Genomic DNA, 24,055 nt, shown 5'->3' on the forward strand with positions numbered 1-24,055 from the left:
CAATGAGTGAATTTTTGCTGAAACCCCGGATCTGCTTTGGTCAGGACGCCCTGTCGGTCCTGAACGAGCTGCCCGCCCGCCACGTTCTGCTGGTCACCGACCAGGCGATGATCACGTTTGGCCTCGCCGATCGCGTCACGCAGATCCTGCGCCAGCGCGGCATCGCCTTCCAGGTCTGGGACGACGTGGTTGCCGACCCGGATATTGCCACCATCGTACGCGGTATGAAGCTGATGGATGCTTGCTATCCGGACCTGGTGGTGGCGCTGGGCGGCGGATCGGTGATTGATGCGGCCAAAGCGGTTATTTTCGCCCTGGCGCAAACCCGCCCGCAGGCCGAACGCCAGCGCCCCTGCTTCGTGGCGATCCCGACCACCAGCGGTACCGGTTCTGAAGTCACGGCGTTTTCGGTGGTCAAAGCCCACAACGAAAAACTGGTGCTGGTGGACCCGACACTGCTGCCGGATATCGCCCTGCTCGACCCGGCGCTGGTGGCCTCCGTACCGCCCGCCATCACCGCCGATACCGGAATGGACGTGCTGTGCCACGCGCTGGAAGCCTATGTCTCCCGCGCCGCCAGCGACTTTTCCGATGCGCTGGCTGAGAAAGTGGTGCAGCAGGTGTTCCGCTACCTGCCTACCTGCTGGCGGAGCGGCGACAACCTGCTGGCCCGCGAAAAGATGCACAACGCCTCCTGCATGGCGGGGATGGCGTTTACCAACGCGTCGCTAGGCATCACCCACAGTCTGGCCCATGCGCTTGGCGGCATCTTCCATGTTCCTCACGGTCGCGCTAACGCCCTGTTAATGGCGGAAGTGGTGGCATGGAACGCAGATTACCAAGGGCAGTGCGACACCGACGCCGCCCACAAATATGCCCGACTGGCCCACCTGCTGGACCTGCCTGCGGTCACCACGCGCCAGGGCGTCGCCAGCCTGCTGGTGGCGATTCAGGCGCTCAAAGATGAAATGACCATGCCGACCGGCATCGGGGAGACCCGCGTTGATGCTACCGAATTCGAACAACGACTGGCAGAGATGGTTGGCCAGGCGCTGCGCGACAGCTGTACGCCGACCAACCCACGTACGCCGGACGCCTGTGCGTTAACCGGGATTTATCGCCGGGCCTGGACCGGGCACCAGAGCGGCGTCGCCGTTCAGGGCGACTGATAACAAGATTTGGAGAACCTTACCCATGGCACACTACAGCTTAACGCCGCGCGTCACCGTGCTGGCTGAACGTTTACTCTCACAAAAAAGCACTCTGTGCACCGAGCATGCCGCCACGCTGAACGCCCTCGATGGCGATATCGCGGGTATTCCCGCCGTCGTCAAACCGGCGCGCCGCTTCTATGAACTGATGCGCCAGCTGCCGGTTGTCATCAGCCCCGATGAGTTGATTGTCGGCGACCAGACTCGCAAACCGCGCGGGGCCATTTTCCACGATGAAAGCGCCGCCCACCGCCCGTCGGCGTTTCGCTTCCTCAATCTCAGCAGTGAGCTGGACTCGCCGGACTACCGGCTGATTGTCGAGCAGGGCGTGCTGGCGATTAAACATCAGCTGGAAGAGAAAACCCGCAGCCTCGGCAGCGCCGTCAGCCGCAGCGGCATGGATGAAGTGAACGGCTGCCGCGCCGCCCTGTACGCCTGCGACGCGCTGCTCACCCTGGCACAAAAGCTGGCCACCAGCGCCGAAACGCTGGCCGCGGCAGAAAGTAACCCCTACCGCCAGGCCGAACTGCGTGAAAGCGCGGCGATCCTGCATCAGGTGCCAGCCCACCCGGCACGCAACTTTAAAGAAGCCTGCCAGGCCTTCTATCTGTTCCAGCTGGCGCTGCAGCTGGATAACGGCAGCTACGCGGTCAACCCGGAAGGCGCCGATAAAGTTCTGCTGCCGTGGTATCAACGCGACATCGCCAGCGGTCTCCTGACGCCGCAGCAGGCGTATGAAATCGTAGAGTGCCTGTGGTTCAAACTGGCACAGTTGAGCGACGTCCGCGCCCCCTGCGCGATCGACGGCTACCCGATGTTCGATGCCCTGCGGCACGGCGCGCGCCTCGATGACGCCAACGTTATCATCAACGAACTCTCCGGCCTGTTCCTCTGCGCCCAGCGCAACCTGAGCGCCCTGAACCTGCCGGTTCGCCTGTTCAGCGGCGCCCGGAGCGTCTCATCCGTACCGTTTGCCGCCGATTGCGACACCCCGACGGCGGAAGGGCTGACGCCGCGTATGCTGCGCCTGCGCAACCATTACCTGACGGTACGCCCGAGCGTGTCCATCTACCGCGCGCTGGCCTTTACCGAGGTGGTGAAAGCCAACCCCGGCATGCCAACGATTCTGCTGCGTGCCAAAGCCTTCCGTCACGCCTGCGAAACCGCGCCGATTCTGATTCAGGACGACGAGCTGATCGTCGGTCATCCGTGCGGCAAACCGCGTGCTGGCGCCTTCTCGCCGGATATCGCCTGGCGCTGGGTGCGTGACGAACTCGATACCATGAGCACCCGCCCACAGGATCCGTTTGAGATCAGCGAAGCAGATAAAAAAACCATTCGCGAAGAGATCGTGCCGTTCTGGGAAGGCCGTTCGCTGGATGAGATCTGCGAAGCACAGTACCGCGAAGCGGGCGTCTGGGCGTTTAGCGGCGAGACCTTCGTCAGCGACCTCTCCTACCACCAGATCAACGGCGGCGGCGACACCTGCCCGGGCTATGACGTGCTGCTGTTCACCAAAGGGATGAACGGTATTAAAGCCGATGCCGAGGCGCATCTCGCGCAGCTGAGCATGGAGAACCCGGAAGATATCGACCGCATCTACTACTACAAAGCGGCGATTGAAACCTGCGAAGGGGTGATTAACTACTCTCACCGTATCGCCGCCCGCGCCCGTGAGCTGGCCGCCCTTGAGCAGAATGCTCAGCGTCGCGCCGAACTGCTGACCATTGCCGAAGTGAACCACAACGTTCCGGCGAACCCGCCGAAAACCCTGCAGGAAGCGCTGCAAAGTATCTGGACCGTGGAATCGCTGTTCGAAATTGAAGAGAACCAGACCGGCCTGTCGCTGGGGCGTGTTGACCAGTACTGCTACCCGATGTTTGAAGCCGATATTCGCGAAGGCCGCCTGACCCACGAAAGCGCGCTGGAGATGATGCAGGCGTTTATTATCAAGTGCGCCGAGCTGATGTGGATGTCCAGCGAGCTGGGGGCGAAATACTTTGCCGGCTACCAGCCGTTTATCAACCTGACCGTCGGCGGCCAGAAGCGCAGCGGCGGCGATGCCTGTAACGACCTGACCTACCTGATTATGGATGCCGTGCGCTTCGTGAAGGTTTACCAGCCGTCGCTGGCCTGCCGCATTCACAACCAGTCGCCGCAAAAATATATGGAAAAAATCGTCGACGTGGTGAAAGCGGGCATGGGCTTCCCGGCCTGCCACTTTGATGATTCTCATATCAAGATGATGCTGCGCAAGGGCTTCGATTTTGAAGACGCCCGCGACTACTGCCTGATGGGCTGCGTAGAGCCGCAGAAATCCGGCCGTATCTACCAGTGGACCTCCACCGGCTACACCCAGTGGCCTATTGCCATCGAGTTCGTGCTCAACCGCGGCCGGATGGTGCTGTTTGATAGCTATCAGGGGCTGGATACCGGCGACCTGCGCGACCTGCACACCTTCGAAGAGTTTGATGCGGCAGTGAAAAAACAGATTGCCCATATCGTGCGTCTGTCCGCGATTGGCACGGTGATCAGCCAGCGCGTACACCGCGACGTGGCGCCGAAACCGCTGATGTCGCTGCTGGTGGAAGGCTGCATGGAAAGTGGCAAAGACGTCGCCGCCGGTGGTGCGATGGTCAACCACGGACCTGGGCTTATCTTCTCCGGCCTGGCGACCTACGTCGACTCCCTCGCCGCCATCCGCAAGCTGGTGTTTGAGGATAAGAAATACACCCTCGAGCAGATGCGCGACGCGATGCTGGCGAACTTCGAAGGCTTTGAAGCGCTGCGCCGCGACTGCCTGAACGCACCGAAATACGGTAACGACGACAACTACGTTGACCAGTACGCGCTGGATATCACCGAGTGGACCGAGCGTGAGTGCCGTCAGTACCAGATGCTCTACTCCACCCTCAGCCACGGCACGCTGTCCATCTCCAACAACACGCCGATTGGCGAACTGACCAACGCCACGCCGAACGGGCGCCTGGCCTGGATGCCGCTTTCCGATGGCATCAGCCCGACGCAGGGCGCGGACAAGCAAGGCCCGACCGCCATCATCAAGTCCGTGAGCAAGATGAACGTCGAGACCATGAATATCGGCATGGTGCATAACTTCAAATTCCTCAAAGGGTTGCTCGATACCCCGGAAGGACGCCATGGCCTGATCACCCTGCTGCGCACGGCGTCGATTCTCGGCAACGGCCAGATGCAGTTCAGCTATGTCGATAACGAAGTGCTGAAAAAAGCCCAGCAGGAGCCGGAAAAATATCGCGACCTGATCGTCCGCGTCGCCGGCTACAGCGCCTACTTCGTGGAGCTGTGCAAAGAGGTTCAGGACGAGATTATCAGCCGTACGGTCATCGAGAAGTTCTGATAAAGACACGGACGTTTTTGGACAAGGATGTCCTGGCAATTTTTTCTGGAGGCAAGCGTGAATAAAGAATTAACCGGGCGAATCTTCAACATTCAGAAATATTCGATCTACGACGGCGATGGGATTCGCACGCTGGTTTTTTTCAAAGGCTGCAATATCCGCTGCCCGTGGTGTGCCAACCCGGAAGGGCTGACCAGCCAGTTTCAGGTGATGTTCTCGCACGACAAATGCATTAACTGCGGCGACTGCGTCAACGTCTGCCCGGCCGGAGTCCATTACCGGGCGGAAGAAAACGGCGAAATGAAGCACTTCGTCGATCGCAATAAAGACTGTATCGGCTGTCGCAAGTGCGAAGAGATCTGCACCCAGAACGCGCTGGATATTATGGGCAAAGACGTCACCGTCAGCGAGTTGATGGAGGTCATCATGCAGGATTATGACTTCTATATTGCCTCCGGCGGCGGCGTAACCATCGGCGGCGGCGAGATGAGCCTGCAGACCGATTTTGCCGTGGCCCTGTTCAGCGAATGCAAAAAGATGATGCTCAATACCGCCGTCGAAACCCAGGGCACCACCTCGCTGGCCAATTACCAAAAGCTGGCGCCGGTCACCGACACCTTCTTATTCGACATTAAGCAAATTAACAGCGAGCACCATAAAGCGTTATTTGGCATCGGCAATGAAGGTATTCGCCGCAATCTGGAATGGCTGGTGGATTCCGGCGCCAACGTGATTGTGCGCATGCCGCTGGTGCGGGGATATAACGACTCATTCGATGCGATTACCGGGGCCATTGATTATGTGCAGAAGCTGGCGAAGCGCGGGAATATCCGCCGCATCGACATGCTGCCGTACCACCAACTGGGGCGCAAAAAATATGAGCGTCTGGATATGCCCTATCCCATTACCCAGGACCCGTCTTATTCACCCGAAGAGCTGAGCCAGCTGGAGACGTTCTTCACGCAGTTCGATTTTGATATCCGCTTAGTCCGCCATTAACAGGAGCCGACAATGAAAAGTTTAGGCGTAATTGAAACGCGAGGGCTGGTCGCCGCCATTCAGGCTGTCGATGCCGCCTGTAAAGCTGCAGGCGTGACCTGCATTGGTTATCGCAAAGTCGGGTCGGGGCTGGTCAGCGTCTGCTTCGAGGGCGAGATCAGCGCCATCCACACCGCCATTGAGCGCGGCATCGCCGTGGTTGCCGCAGACCAGGTTGTGGGTTCACTGGTCATCGCCCGCCCGGAACGCAGCGTGGTTGAGGCGCTGGGGAACTTAAAAGGCCGTCCGCCGCGCCCTGAGGCACCAGCGGTAATAAAACCTGCGGTCGCAGAACCTGTCGTCGTCACGACGTCGGCGGAAAAAAGCGGGCCGGAGATGCCGCCGTCCCAACCGGCAGCTGGCGAGGCGGATGATAAAAGCGCCGCGATGAAGAAAGGGAAGAAGGCATGATCGACACCCTGCTACAGGAAAAAATCAGCGCCCGACTGACCCGCCTCACGCCGGATATTCCAGTCGGCATTTCTAACCGTCACGTGCACCTGTCGCAGCAGGATGTCGAGGCCTTGTTTGGCAAAGGTTACGCGCTGACGCCGTTTAAACCGCTACGCCAGCCGGGGCAGTTTGCCGCCGAGGAGTGCGTGACCGTGGTCGGGCCCAAAGGCTCGCTGACCCGGGTGCGCGTGCTCGGGCCCACTCGCCCGGTAACCCAGCTGGAAATCTCCCGCGCCGACGCCTTCACGCTGGGAGTCCAGGCGCCGGTTCGCGAGTCCGGGCAGCTGGAGCAGGCCGGTAACGCCCTGTTGATTGGCCCGGCGGGCCACGTTGAGCTGCAGTCTCAGGTGATCTGTGCCTGGCGGCATATTCATATGTCGCCGCAGGATGCGCAGCGCCTGAACGTCAGCCATGGCCAGAAGGTCAAGGTCGGCAGCCGGGGCCAACGCCAGCTGACGTTCGATGAAGTGGTGGTGCGGGTACGGGACGATTTTGTCCTCGAGCTGCATATCGATACCGAAGAAGCCAACGCCGCCGGATTGAAAAACGGCGCGCAGGTCACGCTTATTGCATAACGGGGGCCAGCCATGACCGATGAAGAGATCGACCACCTGGTGACGCGGGTTATCCAGCGGCTACAGCCGCCGGTGCTGGTGATGGTCGGCGCGGCGGAGGGGTATCGCCCGCTAGTCCACCGTCGTCTGGCGGGATGCGGGCAGCGTCTGCACCTCGCGCTGGAAGACGGAATAGTAGATGCGGCCCAGTGGCAGGCAATCGGCGAGATTATCCCGTCCGGGATCTGGCAGGCGGCGCTGCCGTCGATGGCCTGGCGGGCCGTGATAGTGCCGTTTCTCGATTATCCGATGGCGGCCGATCTGGCAAACGGCACGTTGCACAGCCCGGTTGCCCGGCGCCTGCACGACGCGCTGCTGGCCGGTCTGCCGGTGCTGGCGCTGCGCTATCACTGCGACCCGGACAGCGAGCTGAACCAGCTGTGCGGCGCGGCGAGCCAGACGCCATACGCCAGCCAGATGCACGCGACCCTGGCCCGGTTGACGGCATGCGGCGTCACGTTGTGCTCGATGAATGAACTGCTGGCGACGCTGGACGCCGGGCCGGGAGCGTCCGTTCCGACGCCGGTCGGCGGGGCGCGTCGTTATCTCACTGTCACAGACATCGTCAATAATCCGGCGCTGGCCGCCGCCAGCGATGCCGTTTTAACCGATGCCGCGAGCGATTTTCTTAAAAACAGAAATAAAGAACCCTACCTTAATAAATAGATCCGGAGTTTATTATGTCTTCAAAAACAAAATGTTGGCTATGGATGCTGTTGGTTATCCTCTCGGAAACCTCGGCGACGTCCACCCTCAAGATGTTCGGTAGCAGCGAAGGCTCCACCAAAATGTTGCTGCTCGGGCTGCTGATTGTTCTGTACTGCACCTGCTACTACTCGCTGTCCCGCGCGGTCAAAGACATTCCCGTCGGCCTGGCGTACGCCACCTGGTCCGGTACCGGCATTCTGGTGGTATCGACCCTGGGGATGGCCTTCTACGGCCAGCATCCGGATACCGCGGCCATTATTGGCATGGCGATTATCGCCAGCGGCATCGTGATCATGAATCTGTTTTCAAAAATGGGCAGCGAAGAGAGCACCGACGCGCCTGCCGAGCCGGTGACGCCACTGGATAGCAAGATCGCCAACTAACTGAAAAGGAATAGCATATGTTTAATCTCGGGTTCTTATGGCTGGCGCTGTCCATCGGCTCAGAAATTACCGGTACGTCGATGATCAAAAAAACCAACGGCTTTAGCAAACTGGCACCTTCCGTACTGGTCGTCTGCGCTTACGGGCTGTGCTATTTCGCCCTCACCCGCGCAATGAGCACCATTCCGGTGGGCGTGGCGTACTCGCTGTGGTGCGGCTTCGGCATCGTCGGCGTCACCATCTGCTCGATGATCCTGTATAAGCAAAAACCGGATCTGCCGGCGATCTTCGCCATGGTGCTGATCATCTCCGGCGGCATCATCATGAACGTCTTCTCCACGATGTAATCCGCAAAACATGGCCGGGCGTGGGTTTACCCCGCGCCCTTTTCGTGTCAGGATAATCGGCATGAACAGAATCGTTGTCATCTCCCGCTCATGCCGTTGGTGGCTGCCTGCATAACAGGCGGCACGATTGATGTTTTCCATTTTTTAAGCCGCCGGAAGGCGGCTTAATCATTTCTTAGCGACGTCTTTCGGCTTACCGCAGCCTTAGGAGTCTCTGATGAACACATTACCTACCATTCTTACCGGCGATCGCCCGACCGGCCAGCTGCATCTCGGCCACTATGTGGGCTCGCTGCGCCAGCGGGTCGAGCTGCAACATGACCATCAGCAGTTTATTCTCGTCGCCGACCTGCAGGGGCTAACGGACAACGGCAGCGATCCGCACAAAATCAGCCGCAACATCTGCGAGGTGCTGGCGGATTATCTGGCGGTGGGGATCGACCCACGTAAAACCACGATTTGCCTGCAATCATCGCTTCCGGCGCTGGCTGAACTGAGCGCGCTGTATATGAATATCGTCACCGTCGCCCGCGTCGAGCGCAATCCGACGGTCAAAAACGAGATCGCGCAGAAGGGATTTTCCCGCTCGCTGCCGGTCGGCTTTCTCGCCTACCCCATCAGCCAGGCGGCGGACATTACCGCCTTTAAAGCCGGGCTGGTGCCGGTGGGCGACGATCAGCTGCCGATGATTGAGCAGACCAATGAGATCGTCCACAAAATGAATAGCCTGACGACGACGCCGGTACTGCAGCACTGCAAAGCGCTGCTCAGCGATGTCAGCCGCCTGCCGGGCATTGATGGCGGCGCCAAGATGTCAAAATCACTAGGGAATACGCTGACGCTCTCTGCTACCGAAGAGGAGATCCATCATGCGGTCAGCGCGATGTATACCGACCCACACCATCTGCGCGTCAGCGATCCAGGCCAACTCGACGGCAACGTCGTCTTTACCTATCTGGACGCCTTCCATCCCGACCACGCCTTGGTTGCCGAGATGAAAGCCCACTACCAGCGTGGCGGGCTGGGCGATCGGCAGTGTAAAAATGTGCTGGAGGAGTGCCTGCAGACGCTGCTGGCGCCGATTCGCGAACGCCGGGCAACGTTTATCGCTGATAAAGGGATGCTGCTGGAACTGCTGCGTCAGGGGAGTGAGCGGGCGCAGCACCTCACGCAGCAGACGCTGCATGAGGTCATGCGGGGATTAGGGTTGCCGGTACTGTTCTGAACAGCCGGGGCACGGCGCCTCAGTGTGATGCGTCGTGCCCGCCCTGATGCAGCTTCACGCAGTCGCGCCCGCTGCGCTTGGCGGTGTACAGCGCACTGTCGGCATCGCGCAGCAGTCGGTTGTAATCCGGGTGGCCGCTATGCACGGCATAGCCGATGCTGACGGTGATGGCAATGTGGGTATCGGCGCCAACGTCAAACTGGAGCTGGCTGATGCTTTTTCGCAGACGTTCCAGTAGCGTAAAGGCTTCACCGGCGTTGGTTTCCACCAGAACCAGTAAAAACTCTTCACCGCCATAGCGGAAGATATAGTCGCTGGAACGAATATTATCGCTGAGCAGGTCGGCAACGTGCTTGATCGCCCGGTCGCCCACCACGTGGCCCCAGTTATCGTTAATCTCTTTGAAATGGTCGATATCCACCATCGCCACCGTCATCGGCAGCCCATGCTCCATGGCGAGGGTAACCTCATGTTTGAGGACCACCGGCAGGTAGCGGCGGTTTAGCAGGCTGGTCAGTGAATCCTTGCCGTTCTGCATCTGCGACAGGCTGCTAAAGATCACTTCCAGCTGGTGACCAATCTGCTGGCAATGGATATGGATGCTCTGGAGCAGGCTTTGGGTGTTTTTATACCCGGAACGATCCGCTGATGATTTCCAGTCGATAATTAAGCGATCGACCTGTTCAATGATGCCGGTGATCTCTGCCATCTGGGCATTTTTATTAAAATAGCGCACGCATTTATGGCGGAACCACAGGCCAAATTCGGATTCCGATAATAATGTGCCGTTAATGGCGGCTTTATTTTCGCTGACGATATTAAAAATAGTGCTGTTTTCCCAGCCGGAGAGCGAGGCCTGCTGTTTGCCGTACTCCATCGGGATATTATCCATCAGGCTATACAGGCGGTAGGCCTCTTCATTTTTCGTCGCCCGGTAGTGCGATAGCGTGTAGGCATGGCACATCATCTCGATGGCCATGTTAATGGCCATGACCGAATAATGGAGGGTCGCCAGCGCGGTCTGGTGGTCAATGTCGTGGCGATCGCGGATGTACTCTATCAGCCCGGCCTTGAGCTGGCGGGCACCGCGCAGTACGGCCTCGGCGGGAATACCAATACGCGCGTGAATACTGCCGATAAAATATTGCCGTTCTGCCAGCGCCTGCAGTCCATCCCGGTCGCAGGTCAAAATCTCATTGACCCAGGCGGTCAGCGAACGACTGAGGCGCTCCTGCACCAGGTCATAGGTCAGATGGCGGGCAATATCAGGATCCTGAAAAATAAAGTCATAAAATCGGGCCGCCAACGCTTCTGACCGCTCAGAGGCAATATTTTTAAGAACAGCCTTCACATCGGGAGTCAAACCGTCATACAGCGGCAGCCATTCCTTGAAAATAACGGAGATATATTTCTTGCTTTCATCACTCATTGAATAAAGCACTCACCGATTAGGATCTATTTTAAGGCTGAAGATCATACAACAGTTCGCTCTGGTCAACCAGATTGAAAATTCAGCAGGTGAGAACGATCCTGGCGGCGATAACTATGGTTTGCGGTTCATCACGCGGCGTAGCAACCAGGTGAATCCCATCGCCATGCTAAACAGGATAAACAGCAGCGCTACCCAACTGAGGGAAATGCGTACCAGGGCGCTGAAGGTCATCAGTGGCTGCAGGTGTACGGTAAACGACTCGCTGAGCGGCTTTCCCATCAGCAGCAGTACGCTTTCGATGGCCCAGACGCATCCCCGGCATACGACCCAAATAATCGCCGGCCAGCATAGCAGAACTAAAAAGGTGAAGCGTTCTTGCAGGTAACTTATGAGCGGGCGCAGGGGCGACCATGTTAGCAGGTTCTTCATGGGTATTCTCATCGTGCCGCTCGATACAATTCTGTCGGCCACGACACACGTTCTGTTCATCCGAGTTAACAAACTGTTAATGACACTAAAACATTTCATTTAAAATGTCCAGTGACAACCGCACAGGTCGTTAAATATGAGAACAAATTACCGTTAAATACTTTTAAATAATAAAAATAATAACTTTATCTTTATTATTTTTATATTTCTGATACATGGTAAATATTCATAATTGCGTATATTTGTACAATAAAAAGGGAGTAATAAAATAACGAGAATATATAAATGGAGGGGGGAAATATAAATACTATCGGAATGGGGTAAGTCGCGCTCACCGACAAAAAGCAGAAAAAACAAAAGGCCCAGTCTTTCGACTGAGCCCTTTGCTTTATTTGATGCCTGGCAGTTCCCTACTCTCACATGGGGAGACCCCACACTACCATCGGCGCTACGGCGTTTCACTTCTGAGTTCGGCATGGGGTCAGGTGGGACCACCGCGCTATCGCCGCCAGGCAAATTCTGTTATCAGGATGCTCAAAAAGCACCCCAATTAATCTGTATCAGGCTGAAAATCTTCTCTCTAATCACCAAAACAGCTTTGGCGTTGTAAGGTTAAGCCTCACGGTTCATTAGTATCGGTTAGCTCAACGTATCGCTACGCTTACACACCCGACCTATCAACGTCGTAGTCTTCAACGTTCCTTCAGGACTCTCAGGGAGTCAGGGAGAACTCATCTCGGGGCAAGTTTCGTGCTTAGATGCTTTCAGCACTTATCTTTTCCGCATTTAGCTACCGGGCAATGCCATTGGCATGACAACCCGAACACCAGTGATGCGTCCACTCCGGTCCTCTCGTACTAGGAGCAGCCCCCCTCAATTCTCCAGCGCCCACGGCAGATAGGGACCGAACTGTCTCACGACGTTCTAAACCCAGCTCGCGTACCACTTTAAACGGCGAACAGCCGTACCCTTGGGACCTACTTCAGCCCCAGGATGTGATGAGCCGACATCGAGGTGCCAAACACCGCCGTCGATATGAACTCTTGGGCGGTATCAGCCTGTTATCCCCGGAGTACCTTTTATCCGTTGAGCGATGGCCCTTCCATTCAGAACCACCGGATCACTATGACCTGCTTTCGCACCTGCTCGCGCCGTCACGCTCGCAGTCAAGCTAGCTTATGCCATTGCACTAACCTCCTGATGTCCGACCAGGATTAGCTAACCTTCGTGCTCCTCCGTTACTCTTTGGGAGGAGACCGCCCCAGTCAAACTACCCACCAGACACTGTCCGCAACCCGGATTACGGGTCTACGTTAGAACATCAAACATTAAAGGGTGGTATTTCAAGGTTGGCTCCACGCAGACTGGCGTCCACGCTTCAAAGCCTCCCACCTATCCTACACATCAAGGCTCAATGTTCAGTGTCAAGCTATAGTAAAGGTTCACGGGGTCTTTCCGTCTTGCCGCGGGTACACTGCATCTTCACAGCGAGTTCAATTTCACTGAGTCTCGGGTGGAGACAGCCTGGCCATCATTACGCCATTCGTGCAGGTCGGAACTTACCCGACAAGGAATTTCGCTACCTTAGGACCGTTATAGTTACGGCCGCCGTTTACCGGGGCTTCGATCAAGAGCTTCTCCTTACGGATAACCCCATCAATTAACCTTCCGGCACCGGGCAGGCGTCACACCGTATACGTCCACTTTCGTGTTTGCACAGTGCTGTGTTTTTAATAAACAGTTGCAGCCAGCTGGTATCTTCGACTGATTTCAGCTCCACGAGCAAGTCGCTTCACTTACCATCAGCGTGCCTTCTCCCGAAGTTACGGCACCATTTTGCCTAGTTCCTTCACCCGAGTTCTCTCAAGCGCCTTGGTATTCTCTACCTGACCACCTGTGTCGGTTTGGGGTACGATTTGATGTTACCTGATGCTTAGAGGCTTTTCCTGGAAGCAGGGCATTTGTTACTTCAGCACCGTAGTGCCTCGTCATCACACCTCAGCGTTAACAGAAGTCCGGATTTACCTAAACTTCCCGCCTACATGCTTAAACCGGGACAACCGTCGCCCGGCTAACATAGCCTTCTCCGTCCCCCCTTCGCAGTAACACCGAGTACAGGAATATTAACCTGTTTCCCATCGACTACGCCTTTCGGCCTCGCCTTAGGGGTCGACTCACCCTGCCCCGATTAACGTTGGACAGGAACCCTTGGTCTTCCGGCGAGCGGGCTTTTCACCCGCTTTATCGTTACTTATGTCAGCATTCGCACTTCTGATACCTCCAGCAACCCTCACAGGCCACCTTCAACGGCTTACAGAACGCTCCCCTACCCAACAACACATAGTGTCGCTGCCGCAGCTTCGGTGCACAGTTTAGCCCCGTTACATCTTCCGCGCAGGCCGACTCGACCAGTGAGCTATTACGCTTTCTTTAAATGATGGCTGCTTCTAAGCCAACATCCTGGCTGTCTGTGCCTTCCCACATCGTTTCCCACTTAACTGTGACTTTGGGACCTTAGCTGGCGGTCTGGGTTGTTTCCCTCTTCACGACGGACGTTAGCACCCGCCGTGTGTCTCCCGTGATAACATTCTTCGGTATTCGTAGTTTGCATCGGGTTGGTAAGTCGGGATGACCCCCTAGCCGAAACAGTGCTCTACCCCCGAAGATGAGTTCACGAGGCGCTACCTAAATAGCTTTCGGGGAGAACCAGCTATCTCCCGGTTTGATTGGCCTTTCACCCCAGCCACAAGTCATCCGCTAATTTTTCAACATTAGTCGGTTCGGTCCTCCAGTTAGTGTTACCCAACCTTCAACCTGCCCATGGCTAGATCACCGGGTTTCGGGTCTATACCCTGCAACTTAACGCCCAGTTAAGACTCGGTTTCCCTGCGGCTCCCCTATACGGTTAACCTTGCTACAGAATATAAGTCGCTGACCCATTATACAAAAGGTACGCAGTCACACCACGAAGGTGCTCCCACTGCTTGTACGTACACGGTTTCAGGTTCTTTTTCACTCCCCTCGCCGGGGTTCTTTTCGCCTTTCCCTCACGGTACTGGTTCACTATCGGTCAGTCAGGAGTATTTAGCCTTGGAGGATGGTCCCCCCATATTCAGACAGGATACCACGTGTCCCGCCCTACTCTTCGAGTTCACAACGTGTGCATTTTAGTGTACGGGGCTATCACCCTGTACCGCCGGACTTTCCAGACCGTTCCACTAACACACGCGCTGATTCAGACTCTGGGCTCCTCCCCGTTCGCTCGCCGCTACTGGGGGAATCTCGGTTGATTTCTTTTCCTCGGGGTACTTAGATGTTTCAGTTCCCCCGGTTCGCTTCGTTAAGCTATGTATTCACTTAACGATAGTGTGACGAATCACACTGGGTTTCCCCATTCGGAAATCGCCGGTTATAACGGTTCATATCACCTTACCGACGCTTATCGCAGATTAGCACGTCCTTCATCGCCTCTGACTGCCAGGGCATCCACCGTGTACGCTTAGTCGCTTAACCTCACAACCCGAAGCTGTTTCGTAAAACAGTCCGCATTGCGAAAATTTGAGAGACTCGAACACACCATTTTTCCTTTCTTATTACGGAGAAAGGAAACAGTGTGTCGTTTCAATTTTCAGCTTGATCCAGATTTTTAAAGAGCAAAACTTCGCAGCATACCTTTTCAGGTACACTCTGAAGTTTTCTTGTTAATCGCAGTAAAGGATGGTGGAGCTATGCGGGATCGAACCGCAGACCTCCTGCGTGCAAGGCAGGCGCTCTCCCAGCTGAGCTATAACCCCATCGTAATTGCCATCTCTGTTTACCGTAATTCGATATCGGGCAAGGCGTGGTGACACGAAGCATACTGAAGTATGCGAGCGTCGCCATAACGCAGCACGGTAGCGAATTTGGTAGGCCTGAGTGGACTTGAACCACCGACCTCACCCTTATCAGGGGTGCGCTCTAACCACCTGAGCTACAAGCCTGCAGAGATGTTTTACTGCTTATTTTTCATCAGACAATCTGTGTGGACACTACAAAGGCAGGTTCTTTAGGTAAGGAGGTGATCCAACCGCAGGTTCCCCTACGGTTACCTTGTTACGACTTCACCCCAGTCATGAATCACAAAGTGGTAAGCGCCCTCCCGAAGGTTAAGCTACCTACTTCTTTTGCAACCCACTCCCATGGTGTGACGGGCGGTGTGTACAAGGCCCGGGAACGTATTCACCGTAGCATTCTGATCTACGATTACTAGCGATTCCGACTTCATGGAGTCGAGTTGCAGACTCCAATCCGGACTACGACATACTTTATGAGGTCCGCTTGCTCTCGCGAGGTCGCTTCTCTTTGTATATGCCATTGTAGCACGTGTGTAGCCCTACTCGTAAGGGCCATGATGACTTGACGTCATCCCCACCTTCCTCCAGTTTATCACTGGCAGTCTCCTTTGAGTTCCCGGCCGAACCGCTGGCAACAAAGGATAAGGGTTGCGCTCGTTGCGGGACTTAACCCAACATTTCACAACACGAGCTGACGACAGCCATGCAGCACCTGTCTCAGAGTTCCCGAAGGCACCAAAGCATCTCTGCTAAGTTCTCTGGATGTCAAGAGTAGGTAAGGTTCTTCGCGTTGCATCGAATTAAACCACATGCTCCACCGCTTGTGCGGGCCCCCGTCAATTCATTTGAGTTTTAACCTTGCGGCCGTACTCCCCAGGCGGTCGACTTAACGCGTTAGCTCCGGAAGCCACTCCTCAAGGGAACAACCTCCAAGTCGACATCGTTTACAGCGTGGACTACCAGGGTATCTAATCCTGTTTGCTCCCCACGCTTTCGCACCTGAGCGTCAGTCTTTGTCCAGGGGGCCGCCTTCGCCACCGGTATTCCTCCAGATCTCTACGCATTTCACCGCTACACCTGGAATTCTACCCCCCTCTACAAGACTCAAGCCTGCCAGTTTCAAATGCAGTTCCCAGGTTGAGCCCGGGGATTTCACATCTGACTTAACAGACCGCCTGCGTGCGCTTTACGCCCAGTAATTCCGATTAACGCTTGCACCCTCCGTATTACCGCGGCTGCTGGCACGGAGTTAGCCGGTGCTTCTTCTGCGAGTAACGTCAATCACTAAGGTTATTAACCTTAATGCCTTCCTCCTCGCTGAAAGTACTTTACAACCCGAAGGCCTTCTTCATACACGCGGCATGGCTGCATCAGGCTTGCGCCCATTGTGCAATATTCCCCACTGCTGCCTCCCGTAGGAGTCTGGACCGTGTCTCAGTTCCAGTGTGGCTGGTCATCCTCTCAGACCAGCTAGGGATCGTCGCCTAGGTGAGCCATTACCCCACCTACTAGCTAATCCCATCTGGGCACATCTGATGGCATGAGGCCCGAAGGTCCCCCACTTTGGTCTTGCGACGTTATGCGGTATTAGCTACCGTTTCCAGTAGTTATCCCCCTCCATCAGGCAGTTTCCCAGACATTACTCACCCGTCCGCCGCTCGTCACCCGAGAGCAAGCTCTCTGTGCTACCGCTCGACTTGCATGTGTTAGGCCTGCCGCCAGCGTTCAATCTGAGCCATGATCAAACTCTTCAATTTAAGTTTGACGCTCGTGTTTCTTTATTTCTAAAGAAAAGAACTTCGTAATGAATTACGTATGTTCACTCACTGAGACTTGGTATTCATTTTTCGTCCGAGGACGTTAAGAATCCATGTCACTTTGAGTGCCCACACAGATTGTCTGATAAATTGTTAAAGAGCAGTGCGACGGCGCTTGGCGCTCTGTCGCGAGGTGGCGTATATTACGCTTTCCTCTTTCAGAGTCAACCTCATTTTCAGAAGTTTTTCTCTTTCCGACCCGGCTTACTCTGTGAAGTTGTTCACATTTGCCGTGTCAGTGGGAGCGCATTATAGGGAGTTCTCTTTGGATGGCAAGCGCTAAAATACAAAAAACTTATCAAGCGCTCATTATTTAAACGAAACGGTTATTCCCGCGCTGGCCTGATAACAAAGAAACCCAGATACCACGCGGCCTGCAGACGCATTCACACTATTTCGCCTCGCAGACAAAAGAACACGTTATCCTTGCTGCTCCCGGTTCTTCTCTCATGGTCATCCATTGCCATACATATATAGCAATGGAAAACGCCCTTCCGCGATGGTGAATTAAGCAGCGGCTTTGACGCATGACAAAGCGCCCGCCACCGACACCTTTCTATAATCAGGCCCGTTTCTTCATGACTGGTGTGAATCTATGGCTTATCAACTGAACATTAACTGGCCCGAGTTTTTAGAGAAGTACTGGCAAAAGCAGCCGGTAGTGTTAAAGCAGGCTTTCCCGAACTTCGTCGATCCGATTACCCCGGACGAGCTGGCTGGCCTGGCCATGGAGCCGGAAGTCGACAGTCGCCTGGTAAGCCTGGTCAACGATCAGTGGCAGGCCAGCAACGGGCCGTTTGAACATTTCGACGGTCTGGGCGAGACCGGCTGGTCCCTGCTGGCCCAGGCGGTGAACCACTGGCATATGCCTGCCGCCGAACTGGTCCGCCCGTTCCGCGTTCTGCCGGACTGGCGCCTGGACGATCTGATGATCTCCTTCTCGGTCCCCGGCGGCGGCGTGGGTCCGCATATCGACCAGTATGATGTCTTTATTATTCAGGGAATGGGCAGCCGTCGCTGGCGCGTTGGGGACAAGCTGCCGATGCGCCAGTTCTGTCCGCACCCGGCGCTGCTGCATGTCGATCCTTTCCCACCGATCATCGATGAAGATCTGGAACCTGGCGATATTCTCTATATTCCGCCGGGATTCCCACACGATGGCATCACCCACGAGACCGCGCTGAACTACTCTGTGGGCTTCCGTGGCCCTAATGGCCGCGACCTGATCAGCAGCTTTGCGGACTATGCGCTGGAAAACGACCTCGGCGGCGAACACTACAGCGATCCGGACCTCACCTGTCGCGAACATCCTGGCCGGGTAGAAGAGTACGAACTCGAACGCCTGCGCACGATGATGATCGACATGATTAACCAGCCGGAAGACTTTACCCAGTGGTTCGGCCGCTTCGCGACCACGCCACGTCATGAGCTGGACGTCGCCCCGGCGGAACCGCCGTATGCTGAAGATGAAATCGTCGATGCACTGGCCGGCGGGGAAAACCTGTGCCGCCTGAGCGGACTGCGGGTGCTGCATATCGGCGACAGCTTCTTTGTGAACAGCGAGCGTCTGGAAACAACCGATGCTCAGTCGCTGGACGCCCTGTGCCGTTACACCACCCTGAGCCAGCAAGAGCTGGGCGATGCGCTGCAGAACCCGGCCTTTGTGACGGAACTGACGCGCCTGATCAACCAGGGCTACTGGTACTTCGAAGAGTAATCCCGCCGTACTACCGCCGGATAGCCGGGAGCCTGATAGCTCCGGCTTCCGGCAGTTACAACTGCTGCGTTGGTAACGTCAGGATAAACCGCGTTGAGCGGCTGTCGGACTCCACCGCCACGCTGCCGTGATGGGCCGTCACAATAGACTTCACGATCGCCAGGCCGATCCCACTCCCCTCGCCGCTGCGCTGGCGGGACGGGTCGACGCGATAGAAACGATCGAACAGCCGGGGCAAATGCTCGGCGGCAATCGGCTTACCGGGGTTTTCCACCACCAGCGTCACCTGCCCCTGGCGTTCATGGATATGGATCGTCACCGCCTGCTGGGCCGGGGTATAGCGAATGGCGTTCGATAGCAGGTTACCGATCGCCCGGCGCAGCATCAGCGGATCGCCGGTCACCCAACCAGCGCTCCCGCTCAGACGCAGCGTCACCGCCTGCTCTTCGGCCCACGCCTCGAAGAAGTCGAACACCTTATTGACCTCATCCACCAGATTCATGGTTTTCTGCTCAGGCGTCAGTTGGTTATTGTCCGCCTGCGCCAGAAACAGCATGTCGCTGACCATCCGCGACATCCGCGAGAACTCTTCCAGATTGGAGTACAGCACCTCTTCCAGCTCTTTCTGATTACGAGTCTGGCTGAGAGCGATTTCGGTTTGCGTCACCAGGTTGGTGATCGGCGTGCGGATCTCATGGGCAATGTCGGCGGAGAAGTTCGACTGGCGCGTAAAGACATCCTCAATACGTTCCAGCATATGGTTAAAAGAGAGCACCAGCCGTTCCAGTTCAACCGGGACACGGCCAGGATCTAAACGCACGTCGAGATCTTTCGAAGTGATGTTCTGAATCTGTCGGCTGACCTGGCGAATGGGTTTGTGCCCCTGATAGACCACGAACAGCACAATCAGGATGATAAGCAGGCTGATCACCGACGCCGCCGACACCAGCTTCGCCTTCAGCTCATTAATATAGTGCAGATGGAAATCGATCGATAAGGCCATCAGCAGGTGATACGCCGGTTTGCCATCCGCCTGCTTGCCGAGGGGCAGCATAATCAGCCGCCAGGCGCGGGTCTGCAGCTGATGATTATCATGGGTCATGACCTGCGGGTGCGGGTCGGTCCACGAGATCACGCTCCCGTCCTGCAGCTGCGCCGCCAGCCCCGGAGTGCGCAGAATATGGCTCAGGTCCGGGCCATTTGGCGACTGGAACAGGATCGTGCCGTTGGCATCATCCAGACAGATAAAGACATTGGCATAGCCATCGATAACGTTTTTCAGGATTTCCAGCCGTCGCGCCTGCGAGTCATCGCCATGATTGAGCACCGTTTCCAGGGTGGTCGCCAGCTGCTTTAAGTCGTGAACGTCGCGCTCTTCAAAGTGCGCTTTGACCGAGTTGATCATTATCCAGGTGAACGCAAAGAACGCCACCACCGTCGCCAGGCTGATAAAAAAGGTCAGCCGGGTCGCCAGCGAAAACGGCCGCTGCAGCCACTTACTCGCCATCCGGCACCTCAAGCATATAGCCGACGCCGCGCACGGTCTGGATAAGCTTCGGCTCAAAATCATTATCTATTTTGGCCCGCAGCCGCTTCACCGCCACGTCGATGGCGTTGGTGTCGCTGTCAAAGTTCATATCCCAGACCTGGGAGGCAATCAGCGACCGGGGCAGTACCTCCCCCTGATGACGCAGGAAGAACTCCAGTAGCGTGAACTCTTTGCTGGTCAGGGTGATCCGCGCGCCGCTGCGGGTTACTTTGCGGCTGGGCAGGTCGACGAATAAATCCGCCGCCTGAAACTGGTTTTCGACGATAGCCGACGCCCCGCGCCGCAGCAGGGTTCTTACCCGCGCCAGCAGTTCGGCAAACGCGAACGGCTTCACCAGATAATCATCCGCCCCCAGCTCCAGCCCCTTGACCCGGTGCTCGACGGTACCCAGCGCCGTCAGCAGCAGAACCGGCATGCTTTTCCCGGCGGCGCGCAGCATTCTGACAATATCCCAGCCGTTCACATCCGGCAGCATAATGTCGAGGATCAGCAGGTCATAATCGCCGGTCATCGCCAGGTGATAGCCGTTCAGGCCGTTATCGGCCAGATCGACGACAAAACCGGACTCCGTCAGCCCTTTGGTCAGGTACTCACCGGTTTTCTTCTCATCTTCGACGATCAAAATCTTCATGACATGCTCCTTCACGCGCCGTTTGTGCGGGTTTCCAATTCTAGTGGAGAGCGACCGGATAGCAATGAATTCTCAGGAAAATGACAGCATTGTCATTTTCCTGTCACGCGTCGAACAGAGGCGGTTTTGTAAAGTACCAGCCATTCAATCATCGCCAAAAAACGACCTGCCCTATGCGCACATTAAAGCTCATCACGCTCAGCGTGGTCTTTGCTCTGACCGGCTGTCTCTCGCTGGCGCCAGAGTACCAGCAGCCGGCCTCGCCGGTGCCGCAGCAGTTCTCGCTCAGCCAGAACAAACTGGTCGCCGCCACTGCCCACTATCAGGATACCGGCTGGCGGACGTTTTTCGTCGACCCGCAGGTCAAATCGCTGATTGGCGAAGCGCTGCTGAACAACCGTGATTTGCGCATGGCGACGCTCAAGGTTCAGGAGGCGCGAGCGCAATATGGCGTCACCGACGCCGACCGCTACCCGCAGCTGAACAGCGCCGCCAGCACCACCTACAGCGGCAAACTCAAAGGCGATACCACCACCAACAGCGACTATCAGGCCGGGCTTAACCTCAGCTTCGATCTCGATTTCTTCGGCCGACTGAAGAACTTAAGCGAGGCCGACCGGCAAAACTATTTCGCCAGCGAAGAGGCCCGCCGGGCGGTCCATATCCTGCTGATCTCCAATGTGTCGCAAAGCTATTTCAACCAGCGCCTGGCCTGGGCCCAGCTACAGGTGGCCCAGGAAACATTGCAGAACTATCAGCAGTCCTACGCCTTTGTGGAGAAACAACTGCTGACCGGCAGCACCAATGTGCTGGCTCTGGAGCAGGCTCGCGGGGTGATCGAAAGCACCCGCGCCGATATCGCCAAACGTGAAGGCGAACTGGCGCAGGCCAACAATGCGTTACAGCTGCTGCTCGGCAGCTATCAGCATCTGCCCGATGACGCGGCCAGCAGCCTGCTTGATATCAACGGCGTGGTCTTACCGCCCGGGCTGTCGTCGCAGATCCTGTTGCAGCGCCCGGATATCTTAGAAGCCGAGCACGGTTTACGCGCCGCCAATGCCAATATTGGCGCCGCACGCGCGGCATTTTTCCCGTCGATAACCTTAACCAGTTCGTTATCCAGCAGCAGCACCGACCTATCGCGCTTATTTAACCCCGCCAGCGGGTTGTGGAATTTCGTCCCCAACATCGAGCTGCCGATTTTTAACGCCGGGCGCAATCAGTCCAACCTCGATCTTGCCGAAATCCGCCAGCAGCAGTCGGTGGTGAATTACGAACAAAAAATCCAGACCGCGTTTAAAGAGGTCGCCGACGCCCTGGCCCTGCGCCAGAGCCTGGCCGACCAAATCAGCGCCCAGCAGCGCTACCTCGCCTCGCTGCAAATCACACTGCAGCGGGCAAGAACGCTCTATCAGCACGGGGCGGTGAGCTACATCGAAGTGCTGGACGCCGAGCGTTCGCTGTTCACCACCCGGCAAACCCTGCTGGACCTCAACTACGCCCGTCAGGTCAACGAAATCGCACTGTTCACCGCCCTTGGCGGCGGATGGGTGGAATAACTTTTTACTTACTCTCAGGAGCATGAATCATGAATCAGGTCACGAAAACGATCGTTTTTGGCTTTCTTTCCGCAGTGATGTTTAGCGCCCAGGCCGCTGAGCACCAGCATGGCGACATGATGAACAGTCAGCCTGCCGCGCAGCAGGCGCAGGCCATCAGCGCCACCGGCGAAGTCAAATCCATTGATATGGAAAGCAAAAAGGTCACCATCGCCCACGATGCCATCCCGGCCGTGAACTGGCCGCCGATGACCATGCGCTTCACCATCACCCCGCAAACCCAGCTCAACGACATTAAAACCGGCAGCAAAGTCGCCTTTACCTTTGTGCAGCAGGGCAACCTCTCCTTATTACAGGACATCCATCTCGCGCAATAACGGCCCACGGAGATAACCACCAATAACGTTGATATGGATAAAGATATGGCATCGTTCACCCGCAAAAACAGTGCGCTAATCATCGGCAGTATGCTGATTGGCGGTCTTATCTCCGCAGGCCTGTATCGCTATTTTTCGCCCCCCGCCGTAGCAGACAGCGCGGTGGCGAGCGGCGAACACGCCGCCCGTAAAGTCTTGTTCTGGTATGACCCGATGTACCCCAACACCCGTTTTGATAAGCCGGGAAAGTCGCCGTTTATGGACATGGACCTGGTAGCAAAATATGCCGATGAAGACGCAGCGGCGTCCAGCACGCCCGGTGTGCGCATCGACCCGACGCAAACCCAAAACCTGGGCTTAAAAACCGAACCCGTGCGCCGCGGGCCGCTGCATTTCTCGCAGCTGCTTCCGGCGAGCGTCAGCTTTAACGAATATCAGTTTGTCATTGTCCAGGCACGCTCGGCGGGGTTTATCGACAAGGTTTACCCTCTGACCGTCGGCGATAAAATCCGCCAGGGCACGCCGCTGGTCGACCTGACGATCCCCGACTGGGTCGAAGCCCAGAGTGAATATTTACTGCTGCGGGAAACCGGCGGCACCGCCACCCAGGTAGAGGGGATCCTCGAGCGCCTGCGCCTCGCCGGGATGCCGGAGGAGGATATTCGTCGCCTCAAAGCGACGCGCAAAATCCAGACCCGCTTCACCCTCAAAGCGCCCATCGACGGCGTGATTACCGCGTTTGATTTACGCAGCGGGATGAACATCACCAAAGATAACGTAGTGGCGAAGATTCAGGGGATGGACCCGGTGTGGATCAGCGCCGCAGTGCCGGAATCTATCGCCTGGCTGCTCAAAGACAGCTCGCAGTTTACGATCTCGGTTCCGGCGTGGCCCGATAAGACCTTCACCATCAGCAAATGGACCATTTTGCCCAGCGCCGATGCCGAGACCCGCACCCTCCAGCTGCGCCTGCAGGTGGACAACCCGGATGAAGCGCTGAAGCCGGGAATGAACGCCTGGCTCCGGCTGAGCACGCAAAGTCAGCCGATGCTGCTGATCCCTTCTAAAGCGCTGATCGATACCGGCACCGAGCAACGGGTGATCACCGTCGATAGCGACGGGCGCTTCGTGCCGAAACGTATCGACGTCTTCCAGCAATCCAACGGCATGACCGCGGTGCGCAGCGGCCTCAGCGAAGGCGAGAACGTGGTCTCCAGCGGCCTGTTCCTGATTGATTCAGAAGCCAATATCTCCGGGGCGCTGGATCGCATGCGCGCGCAGACGCCTGCCGCAACACCAGCAAGTACGGCTCCGGCAAGCGCAGCACCGGCGGCACACGTCCACTGAGGAAATGAC

Annotated in this window: 17 protein-coding genes, 2 tRNA genes and 3 rRNA genes; 13 read left to right on the top strand and 9 right to left on the bottom strand. The window is 56.7% G+C overall.

Annotated features, from left to right (window positions below; translation table 11 throughout):
• The first annotated feature begins 2 nt into the window (after positions 1-2).
• The 9 genes from HF679_RS15525 (at position 3) to trpS (ending at position 9,355) form a co-directional block, all read left to right on the top strand.
• Positions 3-1,169, top strand: coding sequence for a 1-propanol dehydrogenase PduQ (locus tag HF679_RS15525; protein ID WP_123757684.1), 1,167 nt, complete (start codon positions 3-5; stop codon positions 1,167-1,169).
• A gap of 25 nt (positions 1,170-1,194) precedes the next feature.
• Positions 1,195-4,587, top strand: a complete 3,393-nt coding sequence (gene cutC / locus HF679_RS15530) for a choline trimethylamine-lyase (RefSeq protein WP_154144423.1) — start codon at positions 1,195-1,197, stop codon at positions 4,585-4,587.
• Between the two features lie 27 nt (positions 4,588-4,614).
• The gene (gene cutD / locus HF679_RS15535; RefSeq protein WP_123757686.1) at positions 4,615-5,586 is read left to right on the top strand and encodes a choline TMA-lyase-activating enzyme; all 972 of its coding nucleotides are present in this window, start codon (positions 4,615-4,617) and stop codon (positions 5,584-5,586) included.
• A gap of 12 nt (positions 5,587-5,598) precedes the next feature.
• Positions 5,599-6,036 (top strand): BMC domain-containing protein, encoded by a 438-nt coding sequence (locus tag HF679_RS15540; RefSeq protein ID WP_187042189.1) that lies wholly within the window; start codon positions 5,599-5,601, stop codon positions 6,034-6,036.
• On the top strand, positions 6,033-6,653 hold the full coding sequence (locus tag HF679_RS15545; RefSeq protein WP_123757688.1) for a phosphate propanoyltransferase: 621 nt from the start codon (positions 6,033-6,035) through the stop codon (positions 6,651-6,653). The genes HF679_RS15540 and HF679_RS15545 overlap by 4 nt, the downstream gene beginning before the upstream one ends.
• A gap of 12 nt (positions 6,654-6,665) precedes the next feature.
• Entirely contained in the window at positions 6,666-7,358 is a 693-nt protein-coding gene (locus HF679_RS15550; protein ID WP_123757689.1) for a hypothetical protein, read from the top strand.
• Between the two features lie 14 nt (positions 7,359-7,372).
• Positions 7,373-7,783 (top strand): DMT family transporter, encoded by a 411-nt coding sequence (locus HF679_RS15555; protein ID WP_123757690.1) that lies wholly within the window; start codon positions 7,373-7,375, stop codon positions 7,781-7,783.
• A 17-nt stretch (positions 7,784-7,800) separates the two neighbouring features.
• A complete protein-coding gene (locus HF679_RS15560) occupies positions 7,801-8,130 on the top strand; it encodes a DMT family transporter (protein WP_041143869.1) in 330 nt (109 codons plus the stop codon).
• A gap of 217 nt (positions 8,131-8,347) precedes the next feature.
• Positions 8,348-9,355: a tryptophan--tRNA ligase gene (trpS, locus tag HF679_RS15565; protein WP_187042190.1), complete on the top strand. Its 1,008-nt coding sequence runs from the start codon at positions 8,348-8,350 to the stop codon at positions 9,353-9,355.
• A 19-nt stretch (positions 9,356-9,374) separates the two neighbouring features.
• Here the strand turns inward: trpS and HF679_RS15570 are convergent, their stop codons facing one another.
• The 7 genes from HF679_RS15570 to HF679_RS15600 all read right to left on the bottom strand — a co-directional run bounded on the left by HF679_RS15570 (position 9,375) and on the right by HF679_RS15600 (position 16,806).
• A complete protein-coding gene (locus HF679_RS15570; protein WP_123757692.1) occupies positions 9,375-10,784 on the bottom strand; it encodes a GGDEF domain-containing protein in 1,410 nt (469 codons plus the stop codon).
• A gap of 114 nt (positions 10,785-10,898) precedes the next feature.
• Entirely contained in the window at positions 10,899-11,216 is a 318-nt protein-coding gene (locus HF679_RS15575; protein ID WP_154144417.1) for a hypothetical protein, read from the bottom strand.
• Positions 11,217-11,613: 397 nt separating this feature from the next.
• Positions 11,614-11,729 (bottom strand): 5S ribosomal RNA (gene rrf / locus HF679_RS15580).
• A 95-nt stretch (positions 11,730-11,824) separates the two neighbouring features.
• A 23S ribosomal RNA gene (locus tag HF679_RS15585) occupies positions 11,825-14,729 on the bottom strand.
• A 205-nt stretch (positions 14,730-14,934) separates the two neighbouring features.
• Positions 14,935-15,010 (bottom strand) — tRNA-Ala (locus tag HF679_RS15590).
• 109 nt (positions 15,011-15,119) lie between these two features.
• Positions 15,120-15,196 (bottom strand) — tRNA-Ile (locus tag HF679_RS15595).
• Positions 15,197-15,266: 70 nt separating this feature from the next.
• A 16S ribosomal RNA gene (locus HF679_RS15600) occupies positions 15,267-16,806 on the bottom strand.
• Together the 16S, 23S and 5S rRNA genes with 2 tRNA genes alongside form the textbook arrangement of a ribosomal RNA operon.
• Positions 16,807-17,461: 655 nt before the next feature.
• Between HF679_RS15600 and HF679_RS15605 the strand changes: the two genes are divergently transcribed.
• Positions 17,462-18,583 carry a cupin domain-containing protein gene (locus HF679_RS15605; RefSeq protein WP_123757964.1) on the top strand — a complete coding sequence of 374 codons (1,122 nt, stop codon included), beginning with the start codon at positions 17,462-17,464 and terminating at the stop codon, positions 18,581-18,583.
• Between the two features lie 55 nt (positions 18,584-18,638).
• On the opposite strand, the gene HF679_RS15610 is transcribed toward HF679_RS15605, so the two are convergent.
• Positions 18,639-20,090 (bottom strand): Cu(+)/Ag(+) sensor histidine kinase, encoded by a 1,452-nt coding sequence (locus HF679_RS15610; protein WP_123757963.1) that lies wholly within the window; start codon positions 20,088-20,090, stop codon positions 18,639-18,641.
• Entirely contained in the window at positions 20,080-20,763 is a 684-nt protein-coding gene (locus HF679_RS15615) for a copper/silver response regulator transcription factor (RefSeq protein WP_123757962.1), read from the bottom strand. Before HF679_RS15615 ends, HF679_RS15610 begins: the two co-directional genes overlap by 11 nt.
• Positions 20,764-20,936: 173 nt before the next feature.
• On the opposite strand from HF679_RS15615, the gene HF679_RS15620 reads away from it, so the two are divergent.
• The 3 genes from HF679_RS15620 to HF679_RS15630 are packed head-to-tail and all read left to right on the top strand — an operon-like array spanning position 20,937 to position 24,046.
• Entirely contained in the window at positions 20,937-22,322 is a 1,386-nt protein-coding gene (locus HF679_RS15620) for an efflux transporter outer membrane subunit (protein WP_123757961.1), read from the top strand.
• Positions 22,323-22,351: 29 nt separating this feature from the next.
• Positions 22,352-22,699 (top strand): cation efflux system protein CusF, encoded by a 348-nt coding sequence (gene cusF, locus HF679_RS15625; protein ID WP_123757960.1) that lies wholly within the window; start codon positions 22,352-22,354, stop codon positions 22,697-22,699.
• Between the two features lie 45 nt (positions 22,700-22,744).
• Entirely contained in the window at positions 22,745-24,046 is a 1,302-nt protein-coding gene (locus HF679_RS15630) for an efflux RND transporter periplasmic adaptor subunit (protein WP_123757984.1), read from the top strand.
• Positions 24,047-24,055 lie beyond the last annotated feature (9 nt).

The organism is Enterobacter sp. JUb54 (assembly GCF_014298075.1).
GTDB lineage: Bacteria > Pseudomonadota > Gammaproteobacteria > Enterobacterales > Enterobacteriaceae > Klebsiella > Klebsiella lignicola.